Origin of the sequence: Amycolatopsis alkalitolerans (genome assembly GCF_006152065.1) — a bacterium.
Classification (GTDB): Bacteria; Actinomycetota; Actinomycetes; order Mycobacteriales; family Pseudonocardiaceae; genus Amycolatopsis_E; species Amycolatopsis_E alkalitolerans.
Genome location: NZ_VDFW01000012.1, coordinates 154657 through 164912 on the forward strand (window position 1 = coordinate 154657; position 10256 = coordinate 164912).

General features: G+C 69.7%; 7 protein-coding genes and 1 pseudogene. 3 read left to right on the forward strand and 5 right to left on the reverse strand.

From position 1 onward, the window contains the following. Genes FG385_RS16220 through FG385_RS16230 form a run of 3 tightly spaced genes read right to left on the reverse strand, consistent with a single transcriptional unit; the run spans nt 1 to nt 2814 of the window. Entirely contained in the window at nt 1–891 is an 891-nt protein-coding gene (locus tag FG385_RS16220) for an ABC transporter permease (RefSeq protein WP_139097574.1), read from the reverse strand. 2 nt (nt 892–893) lie between these two features. Beyond that, nucleotides 894–1709: an ABC transporter ATP-binding protein gene (locus FG385_RS16225; RefSeq protein WP_139097575.1), complete on the reverse strand. Its 816-nt coding sequence runs from the start codon at nt 1707–1709 to the stop codon at nt 894–896. Next, complete coding sequence (locus FG385_RS16230) at nt 1687–2814, reverse strand: ABC transporter substrate-binding protein (RefSeq protein WP_160148826.1); 1128 nt, start codon at nt 2812–2814, stop codon at nt 1687–1689. Before FG385_RS16230 ends, FG385_RS16225 begins: the two co-directional genes overlap by 23 nt. 341 nt (nt 2815–3155) lie before the next feature. Between FG385_RS16230 and FG385_RS16235 the strand changes: the two genes are divergently transcribed. Next, nucleotides 3156–4145 carry a LysR family transcriptional regulator gene (locus FG385_RS16235; RefSeq protein ID WP_139097577.1) on the forward strand — a complete coding sequence of 330 codons (990 nt, stop codon included), beginning with the start codon at nt 3156–3158 and terminating at the stop codon, nt 4143–4145. Nucleotides 4146–4276: 131 nt separating this feature from the next. On the opposite strand, the pseudogene FG385_RS34865 reads toward FG385_RS16235, so the two are convergent. Both FG385_RS34865 and FG385_RS16245 read right to left on the reverse strand, forming a co-directional pair. Beyond that, nucleotides 4277–4495 (reverse strand): annotated as a pseudogene (locus FG385_RS34865) (glycosyltransferase 87 family protein); the annotation flags it as partial. A gap of 137 nt (nt 4496–4632) precedes the next feature. Beyond that, nucleotides 4633–6030 carry an FAD-binding oxidoreductase gene (locus FG385_RS16245; protein ID WP_139097578.1) on the reverse strand — a complete coding sequence of 466 codons (1398 nt, stop codon included), beginning with the start codon at nt 6028–6030 and terminating at the stop codon, nt 4633–4635. A gap of 124 nt (nt 6031–6154) precedes the next feature. On the opposite strand from FG385_RS16245, the gene FG385_RS16250 reads away from it, so the two are divergent. Together FG385_RS16250 and FG385_RS16255 are read left to right on the forward strand one after the other, a co-directional pair. Beyond that, nucleotides 6155–9592 (forward strand): BTAD domain-containing putative transcriptional regulator, encoded by a 3438-nt coding sequence (locus FG385_RS16250; protein ID WP_139097579.1) that lies wholly within the window; start codon nt 6155–6157, stop codon nt 9590–9592. Between the two features lie 164 nt (nt 9593–9756). Next, nucleotides 9757–10062, forward strand: a complete 306-nt coding sequence (locus FG385_RS16255; RefSeq protein ID WP_139097580.1) for a BMC domain-containing protein — start codon at nt 9757–9759, stop codon at nt 10060–10062. Nucleotides 10063–10256: the final 194 nt, after the last annotated feature.

The window sequence follows — 10256 nt, forward strand, 5'->3', positions numbered from 1 at the left end:
TCACGCTCCCTCGCTGCTTTCCCACCAGGGCAGCAACTTTCGCCGCAGCGCGGCGGAGCCGAGTACCAGGCACACACCGACGATCGCGGTGACCACCACGATGGAGAACAACATCGTCGCGTTGTTGTTGTTGATCCCGACCAGCAGCAGGTAACCGAGGCCGGTGCCGCCGGTGAACACCTCCGTCGTGACCACACCGGTGAGGCCGAACGCGATCGCGTTGGGCAGCTGCATGAGCGTCCAGGCCAGCGCGCTGGGCCACCGCACCTTCCAGATGATCGCCGACCGCGACGCGCCGAGCAGGTACGCGTTCTGCACCACTTCCCTGGCCACCGAAAGGGAGCCTTCGAGCGCGTTGTAGAACGCCACGAAGAAGACCACCGTCAGCGCCGTGATCGCGTTCGCGAGTACCGGGGTCGAGACGAGCATGACGATGATCGGCACCATCGCCACCCGCGGGATCGCGTTGACGAACGTCAGGAACGGCTGGGTGATCCGGGACATCGTCACCGAACTGCTCACCAGCAGGCCGCATACCGCGCCGAGCACCATCGCGGCGACCGACCCGGCCAGCGCGGTCAGCACGGTCTGCGCGAGCGGCCGCCAGATTGAAATCGACCCTTGCGAGCCGGTGGCCAGGTAATACAGCTGCTGCACGATCCGGCTCGGCGAGCTGATGAAGAACGGGTCGAGGAACGGCAGCGGACCGTTGACCCCCGGAATTTCGGGCAGGTATTCCCAGGCGGTGAGGAAAGCGGCGACGATGACCGCCCGCCAGAACCAGATCACCCAATTGCGTGCCCCGGCGTCCGGGACCGGTTGGCGGCCCGGCGTTCGGGCGGCCTTCTTTGGACGGTCGACCGCGGTTTCGTCCTGCAGCATCGCTGACATGATCAACTCACCGTCCCTTCCGTGGCTTTGTCCTCGATCGCCGCCCACAGCTCGTGCCACAGCTCGCGGTACAGCTCGCCGTATTCGGGCGTCTCGCGCAGCGCGATGATGTCGCGGTCGCGGCCAAGCGGGACATCCACGACCCGGCGGATCCGCGCCGGCCGGTTCGACATCACGACGACCCGGTCGGACAGCGAGATCGCCTCGGCGAGATCGTGCGTGACGAGCAGCACTGAGATCTCCGCGCGGCGCGCCAGTTCGAGGACCTCGCCGGTGAGCTCGACCCTGGTCGGCTCGTCCAGCGCGGCGAAGGGCTCGTCGAGCAGCAGCACCTCGGGGTGCACGCTGAGCGCCATCAGCAACGCGAGCCGCCGCCGCATACCACCGGACAGCGCGCGGGGGTAGGAGTCCGCGGTGGCTGCCAGACCTCCCAGCGCGAGCAGGCTTTCCGTCCGCCGCGTCTTCTCCGCGGGGTCCAGCTTGAGACTTTCCATCCCGAACTGGACGTTCTTCCGTACGGTGCGCCAAGGGAAGATCGTGTCGCGCTGGAACACCATCGACAGCAGGTGCCCGCCGCGCCGGCGCACCCGTTCGGTGATTTCCGGCGACCATTCCAGGGTGCCGCTCGTGGGCTGGGCGAACCGGGTCACCAGGCTGAGCAAGGTGGACTTACCGCATCCGGACGGCCCGACCACCGAGACGATCTCCCCTTTGCGCACGGTGAGATCCACCCCGCCGAGCGCCTGCACCCCGCTGGGGTAGGTGTAGGTGAGATCGCTGGCGGTCAGGATCACCTCAGCGGTTGGACTGTCCGGCATTCCGGTACTCCTCGACGAGCTTGGTCGCGTCGTTCCAATAGGACATATCGACGGCCTTCTGATAGGAGAAGACACTGTCGTTCAGATCCAGCTTGGTCCCGTTGACATTGAGCCCCCACAGGCCGAACTGCTTCAGCGACGCGGCCCAGGCCTGTTCGGAGACGAACCCTTCGTTGCGCACCATGAACGCCTGCTGCCGCTTGAGCTGGCCGATCAGTGCCTCGCGGGACACGACGCTCGGGGCGAACGCGGGATCCTTGCCGAGCACGTCGGCGATGTCGTCGGGGGTGTGCTGCAGCACCTGGGCGTCAGCGATGCGCATGCCCGCGACGAACCGGGTCACGGCGGTCTTGTTGTTCTTCAGCCCGGAGGCGAGCCCGAAGTAGGTCGCCGAGCAGACCCCGTCCTTGCCCCCCGTGACCGACAGCGCGAAATCGGAGGTGCTGCTGATGATCTCGCGGATCGTGCCCTTGGCGACGAGATCGTCGTAGTTGGAGCTGTAGACGGTGGCCGAGACGTTGTTGCGCTGCAGCGCCGCGATCAGCGAACCGGAGTCGGCGAACGTCACGATCTTCAGCGGCGCCAGCCCTTTGCCGGTGAGCCACGTCGAGTAGGCTGAAGCGGCACCGTAGGACTGGCCGGACGTGCCGACCACGCCGACGGGCTGCCCGGCGAGATCTTCGAGGTGCAGGTACTTGGAGTTGCCCATAACGCTCACGTTGCTGACCGCGTTGCCCGCGCCCTCGCAGATCACGATCGACTGGTCGCGACCCTGCGCCTGGGCGGGGAACATACCGGTCGTGCCGTAGTTGGCCACGACGTACTTGCCGGTCGCGGCGTGCGTGGTGGTCACCGAGCCCGACTTTTCGATCGTGAGGTTGAGGCCGAGCTTGTCGAAGATGCCCTGTCCCTTGGCCCAGTAGAGCGCCGCGTTGTAGTAGCCCGGCGTAGGCAGGCCCACCGTGAGTGACAGCGCGCCGTTGCTTTCCGTGCTGCCGCTCGGTGAGCCACAGGCCGCCGCGCCGAGTGCGACGGCCACGACCAATGCGCCGACCTTCACCCGCGTTCTGCCGGACGCCGGACTGCGCCGAATGTTCGAAATCACGTGGAGCACCTCCTTGTGACCCCCGGTGACAATTCATGACGGGCCCGCCAACTCTACCTATCGCAGAAATCCGGGAAAACTGTGCGCGAGTTTCGTGGCGGCGTTGGGATCAACCTACGTCGCACCAAACCGCCGGTCAACCGGATCAAATCCGTAGATGTCGATCATGTCGCGTGCCCCACGCGGGTCCGGCCGGTGACAATTACGCAGGAAAACCGCATAATTGCGGGCGTTAGCCGCGAGAAAGCCCATTGACGGCCACTATGGGGTCATGTCGAATTGTCGGCGCCCGGCTGTCTGCTTGACAATCCGGACGCCGCCGGTCAAGTATCGGTGATGGAGTGGTCGGCGATGTCGCCTGCCTGCTCGACGAGGAGCTGCCGATGGTGAGGACGAGCCTGTACTCGGTAGAGCTGCTCGTGGCGGTCGACCGGGCAGGCAGTATCAGTGGTGCCGCGCGCGAGCTCGGGATCTCCCAGCCCACGCTGTCGACCGGGATCGCGCGGCTGGAGCGCTCTATCAACCGGACATTGATCCGGCGGTCACCAACCGGGTCCGCGCTCACCGACGACGGCACGGAGATCGCGGCGTGGGCACGTGACCTGATCGCCGCGTCCGACTTGTTCGAGAAACGGCTGAACCGGATGTGCGACCCCGGGCACGACCGGCTCGTGATCGCCGCCTCGCTCACCATCGCCGAGTACCTGGTGCCGCAGTGGCTCGCGTGCTGGCGCGAGATCCGGACCGGAGCCGGCGACGACGCGACGCCGCGCATGGAGCTGCATGTGCAGAACTCCGGCAAGGTCGTGGACGAGGTGCTCGGTGGAAAGGCCGAACTCGGTTTCGTCGAATGCCCGCAGCCGGCCGCGCGCGGGCTCCGCTTCGAGCCCATCGCCCACGACCGGCTGATCGTGGTGGTCGGCCCCCGGCATCAGTGGGCCGGGCGTACCACGCCCGTGACCGCCGCGGAGCTGGCCGGGATGGACATCGTGGTGCGGGAACCGGGATCGGGCACCTACGAGATCCTCGAGCAGGCGCTGGCCGGGCACGACGTAGTGGCCCCGCGGCCGGCTTCGCAGTTCGCCTCGACCGCCGCCGCGAAGGTCGCGCTCCAGGACGGGCGCTCCGTGGGCGTGCTCTCCCGGCTGACCGTACTCACCGAACTCGCGGAGGGCTCGCTTTGTGAGGTCGCGACCGCGGAACTCGACCTGCGCCGCCCGCTGCATGTAGTCGGCCGCGCGAACGAGCGGCTCAGCCCTGCCGCCGCAGACCTGTTCCGAGTGATCCGGGTGCCGCGTTCCGGCCGCATGACTTCGACCTCGCGATGGTGAACTCGACGCTCAAATCCACATTCGGGACGGTCGGTTCGACAATTCCGGACCGGCTCCGTCCAGAGCGCGGTGTGTTCTTCGTCTGCCGGATAGGCCGGGCACCACCGCAAGGCGTGGCTCAGCCGTTGCTTCGACACGATGCCCCAGGCCAGCCCTGCGGGCAGCGCGGCGAGTGGCACGAACAGCAGCGCGGCGGCGGGCGGGTAGGTGAACGGCAGCGCCACCCAGGACGGCAGGGCCGTCAGCCGCTCCAGGGTGTAGAGCGGATCGCCGTGCAGGAAAGTCAGCGCGCCGGCCCGGCACACGGCGAAGTTCCAGGCCGCGAACGTGCTGAGCACCGGAAAACCTATCGAGGGCGACCGCCCGTACCTCGGGGTTCGCCGGAGCAGATCGCCGGAGACCCCGACGTGCCCGAGGGCAAGGGCATCGAGCGCGTCTTCTTCAACTCGCCCCGGTGCGGCAGTTGCCGGAGTGCCGCGCCGTCCCGTCAGGGTCGGATGTTCTGGTTGAGGTGGAACACGTTGTCCGGGTCGTACCGCCGTTTCAGGCTGACCAGTCGCGTGAACTTCTCGTCACCGTAGGCGGCGCGGACCCTGTCTTCGCCTTCCGTGCCGAGGTTGTTGACGTAAACGCCGTGGGAGTACCGCGCCATCGCGTCGGCGAACGTCCGGATGAGACCGCGCCTGGCGTCGTCCTCGCCTGCGTCGGTCCAGTTGCTCGCGGTGAGGAACTCGAACTTCGCGCCGCGGTGGCCGACCGCGGTGGCCTGCTCACCGACCCGGCTGATGGCGCCGCCCCGGGCCTGCAGGGACCCGATGATCGGCGGATGTTCCTTGCCCGTGGCGTTTCCGCGGGCGAGGAACACCTCGATCGCGGCGTCCGGCAGGTCCCACAGGTAGTGCGATTTCCAGTACCGGCGCACCCCGTGCGGCCACGCGCCGTCGCTCGCGCACTGCAGGTCGAGGTAGGTAACCGGGCCGACGGTCTCCGCCAGCGGGGAGGCCACCGCGTGCAGCCGCCGGCCGAGTCGCAGTCCTTCGTCCACATCTCCGATGTGCACGAAGGTCAGTGTCACCACGGGTTTGCCGTGGTGTTCGGCAGGCACTGGGGTGTCCTGATCGGCATCCCAGATCGAGGCCGCCCACGTGGTTTCGTCGGCGGCCTCGTCAGCGAGCTCACGCAACGCCCGCAACACCTGGGCTCCGTCCTCGAGCGCGTAGCACGCGGTTCCCGTGGCGACCATGGGCCCGACGGGGTGCAGCTCGAATTCGAACGACGTGGTCACGCCGAAATTGCTGCCCGCGCCGCGTAGCGCCCACAGCAGATCGGTGTCGCCGGCGGTGGCGACCGTGCCGTCGGCGAGCACGACCTCGGCGGACCGCACATTGTCGCAGGCCAGCCCGTGTTTGCGGGCCATCCAGCCGAATCCACCGCCGAGGGTGAGGCCGCCGACCCCGGTGTGGGAGACGAAGCCGCTGGTGACCGCCAGGCCGTGCCGCTGCGTCTCCCGGTCCACCGAGGCCAGCAGACTGCCTGCGTGTACCGACGCCTGGCGAGTGCTCGGATCCACCCGGATCGCGGCCATCCCGGACAGGTCGATCGTCACCGCCTTGTCCGCGACGGCGAGCCCGGCGATGCTGTGGCCACCGCCGCGCACGGCGATCTCGAGTCCGCGTGCTCGCGCGGCGCCCAGCGCGGCGACGACGTCCTCAGTGCAGCGGCAGCGGGCGATGAGCGCGGGGCGCCGGTCGATACACCCGTTCCACACGCGCCGGGCATTGTCGTAGCCGGGGTCCTGCGGGAGGACGAGGTCCCCGCGAAAGGTCGGGCGCAGCTCTCTGGCCGCGTCCAGGGCCGCCTGCGCGGTGTCTGCGATGGCATCCATGGGCGTGCTCCTGTTCTGTCGTCACTACCACCGCCCACAGCTTCGGCCGCGAGGCTAAACGCCGGCTACACGCCTCGGATACGGGTCATAAGGCACCATTGAGGACACGGCGAGGAGGCCGACCATGCAGTTCCGCATCCTCGGGCCCGTCGCGGTGATCGGCGACGACGGCGACGGGATCCCGCTCGGGCCACCGCGGCAGCATGCGCTGCTGGCGGTTCTGCTGCTGCATCTCGGCACTCCGCTGTCCGTCGGCCACCTGGTCGACCTGCTCTGGGGAGACGCGGCGCCCGCCTCGGCGGCCACGATCGTGCACGGCTCCATCGCCGGGTTACGGCGGGCCCTGGCAGCCGGGTTGCTGGTGACCGAGCCCGGCGGCTACACCATCCGGGCGCGGCCGGACCAGGTGGACATGCTGCGTTTCGAGCGTCTGCTCGGCCAGGGGCGCAACGCCCTGCCTGCGGATCCGAAGACCGCGTCGGCTGTGCTGGCCGACGCCTTGTCCCTGTGGCGAGGTCCGGCGCTGGCCGGAGTCGACGCCCCGTTCGTGGCCGAGACCGCCAACCGGCTCGACGAACTGCGTTGCGACGCCGTCGAAGCGAAGGCTGAGGCCGACCTCGCGCTCGGCAGGCACGCGCACCTCGTCGGTGAACTCGAGGTCCTGGTGGCGCAGCATCCGCTGCGCGAACGGCTGCGCGCGCACCTCATGGTCGCGCTCTACCGCTGTGGCCGTCAGGCCGAGGCGCTGGCGGCCTACCAGGCGGCCCGCCGGGCACTGCGGGACGAGCTCGGCGTCGAGCCAGGGCCCGCGCTGCGGGACCTGCACCGCGCCGTGCTACAACAGCACCCGTCCCTCGACCCGCCGGACACGACCCGCCACCGTGCCCGGTTGCCGCGACCGCTTGGCGCGTTCGTGGGTCGCGACCGCGAAGGTGCGCAGGTCACCGCGATGCTCGACCGGCACCGGCTGGTGACGCTGGCCGGTGCGGCCGGGATCGGGAAGACCCGGCTGGCGATCGAGGTCGGGCGCGGCGCGGCAGCGCGGTTTCCCGCCGGCATCTGGTTCGTCGACCTGGCCCCGCTGACGACGTCCGCGCTGGTGACCCACACCGTCGCCGATGTGCTCGGCCTTCGCGCCGAGACCGGGCCGGAGCTGCTCGACACCGTGTCGGCGGCGCTGGGCGACCGCAAGGGCCTGCTGATTCTCGACAACTGCGAGCACGTCGTGGACGGCTGCCGGTCGCTGGTCGAAGCCGTCGCGGCGGCGGGTACCGAGGTGCGCGTCCTGGCCACCAGCCGCGAAGCACTCGGCATCGCCGGTGAGGTCGTCTGCACCGTCGCCCCGCTTCCGGTGGCGGACCGCGATGCCTCGTGGGAACGGATGGCGGCCAGCGAGGCCGTGTCGTTGTTCGGGGCGCGAGCGGCCACGGCCCGGCCGGGGTTCCGGGTCACCGAGGCCAACGCCGGCCTCGTCCGCGACATCTGCCACCGCCTGGACGGGTTGCCGCTCGCCCTGGAGCTGGCCGCGTCCCAGGTCGCCACGCTGCCGCTGCGCCGCATCCTCGACCACCTCGATCACCGGTCCCGGCTCCTGGACGCCCGCGAGGGCACTGCCGGTGGCAGGCACCGCGGCCTGGACACCGCCTGCGACGGCAGCTACAACCTGCTCGGTGAGCCGGCACGGATCCTGTTCGCGCGGCTGTCGGTGTTCGCGGGCGGGTTCACACTGGACGCCGCCGAGTCGGTGACCGCGGATGACCACCTCCCGGGACCGGACGTGGTGAGCCTGCTGTCCGGACTCGTCGCGCGGTCACTCGTCCAGCTGGAGCAGGTCTCGCCGGACCGTGGCCGTTACCGGATGCTCGAACCGCTGCGCCGGTACGCCCAGGGCCGGCTTGCCGAACGCGACGAGGGCGCGGCGATGGCCGACCGCCACGCACGCCACTACCTGGCGGTCGTCGAGGACGCGCAGCCTTGTCTCTACCGGGCGGGCTCGGTGCGCTGGCTGGACCGGCTTCGTGCGGACGGCGAGAACCTGCGCGCAGCGCTGGGATGGGCGTTCGACGGCGGAGACCCGGAACTCGGCGCCAGGCTGGCGTCGGGGCTCTGGCACATGTGGGACCTCGCCGGCGCCCGGGTCGAGGGACTGCACTGGCTCGACGCCGGGCTGGCGGTCGTGGACCGATCCCGGGCCGGCCTGCGGATGCGACTGCTCGCCGCGGCGACGCTCCTTCGCCTCGGTCTGGGCGAGCTCGACGCCGCCCACGACCTGGCCCGCGAACAGCTCGCGCTGGCCCGCTCGGTGCGTGACCGGCGGTGGGAAGGCGACGCGCTGACCAGGATCGGCATGGTCTGCTGGGCTCGCGGCGACCCGGCGGCGGCGCATGCTCCGCTCGAGCAGGCGGTGCAGGCGCTGCGCGCATCCGGGGACAGCTGGCGTGAAGCCATCGCGCTGGTGCACCTGGCACGAACGCAGCGGGACGACGATCAGCTGCCTGCGGCGGAGGCAACCGCGCGGACCGCACTGGATGTGGCAGAGCGCGTCGGCGAAGACACGATACTCGGCGTCTGCCTGGACGTGTGCAGCACGATCGCCGGCCAACAAGGCCGGTTCGCGCGCGCCGGCGAACTCGTCACGCGGGCGCTCGAGCACTACCGCGTGATCGGCTACCGCGAAGGTGAGGCGTCCGCCCTGCAGATCACCGGCGAGCTGACGTTGCGAGACCATCCGGAGAATGCGCGCGGCTCCTTTCGCAAGGCGTTCGAACTGTGCACCGCGTCGGGACACCGCGCGGGGATGGCCACGAGTCTGGAACGCCTTGGCCGCGCCATGCTCGCGTGCGGTGACGGCAGGCGCGCGGCCGCGTTCCTGGGCGCGGCGGCCGCCCAGCGTGCACGCATCAGCGTCCCCGTACCGGCCACGGCGCGGCGCGCCCTGGACACGGCCCTGACCCGGCTTCGGTCCGAGCTCGGTGCCGAGGAATTCGACCGCGCCAGCCGTCGGGGCGCCGAGGCTTCGCCGGACGACCTCCTCGAATGGGCCCTCGAGGTCGACGCCGGACACCCAGAGCAGCCGGTGACCGTCGTCTACGCCGATGCCGACACGGAACGCCTGTCACCAGTATTGGACGACCAGGCGTGGGCCGCCCTCACTCAATGGCTCGACCGCACGTTGCGCGCCTGCTGCGCGGAGCACGGGGCCGACCGGGTGTGGCAGGACGGGCGAACCTACGTCGCGACCTTCCGCGGTTCCCCGGCCGCGCTGCGCTGCGCGGCCGGAATCCAGCAGCGGATGGCCGAGCATCGCCGTGAGCACGGTTTCGCGCCACGCATGCGCATCGGCGTGCATTCCGGGCCGGATGAACAGGATGCCGACGCCGCCCGCGTCGCCGCCGCCATCGCGACGGCGGCGAGCTACGGGCAGATCCTGGCAACACGCGCGGTGGTCGAAGCGGCACGCGGATCGTTCCCCGTGTCAACGCCCGGACCCCTCGGAACCGCTGCGGGGACAGCAGAACTCGGCCCGGTGAAGGTGGCGATCATCGAGTGGTCCGTCGCGTGACACCCCAACGCCGCGATCATCAGCAGCTGTGGCCGTGGCGGTGAAAGGCAACGGCTCGGATAGACATCACCGCCTGCGTTGTCCCCCAACGACAACGCAGGCCGCGCGAGCCGTGCCTAGGGTCGGTGCCGGCAGGGTTCGTCCGGCTGTCCTGAGGAGTGGATATGGCAGGCACGGCAAGGTCGGGTGCGCTGGGATTCGTCGAGACCAGGGGACTGGTCGGCGCGATCGAGGCGGCCGACGCGATGGTGAAGGCGGCGAATGTCGAACTCGAGGGGTACCGGACATTGCGCAACGGGCAGGTGTCGGTTCTCGTACGCGGCGACGTCGGGGCGGTCAAGGCCGCCGTGGACGCCGGCACCGCGGCCGCGGCCGGCGTCGGTGAACTGTATGCCTCGCACGTCATCCCGAGGCCGCACGGCGAAACCGAGGACGTGGTCGAGCAGGCGGTCACGCCCCCGGGTACCTAGTGTCGTGTGATCCTGTCCGGTTTACGTTGCCGTGTTTGCCCGTAGGGTCGTTGGGTTTGTCCGCTGCGATGTCGAGTTGGCAGGTCCGGTCGCTGACTTTGCCCCCGGCGACAGCAGCCGGCCAACTCGATAACGCCCCGAGCCAACTCAGCGACGCCAAGAGCCAACTCAGCACCCTGGCAAACAAACACACC

Bases quoted from the DNA above. Each gene is read 5' to 3' on its own strand.
- FG385_RS16245 (WP_139097578.1), bottom strand. From the start codon at position 6,030: ATGGATGCCATCGCAGACACCGCGCAGGCGGCCCTGGACGCGGCCAGA.
- FG385_RS16225 (WP_139097575.1), bottom strand. From the start codon at position 1,709: ATGCCGGACAGTCCAACCGCTGAGGTGATCCTGACCGCCAGCGATCTC.
- FG385_RS16220 (WP_139097574.1), bottom strand. From the start codon at position 891: ATGTCAGCGATGCTGCAGGACGAAACCGCGGTCGACCGTCCAAAGAAG.
- FG385_RS16250 (WP_139097579.1), top strand. From the start codon at position 6,155: ATGCAGTTCCGCATCCTCGGGCCCGTCGCGGTGATCGGCGACGACGGC.
- FG385_RS16255 (WP_139097580.1), top strand. From the start codon at position 9,757: ATGGCAGGCACGGCAAGGTCGGGTGCGCTGGGATTCGTCGAGACCAGG.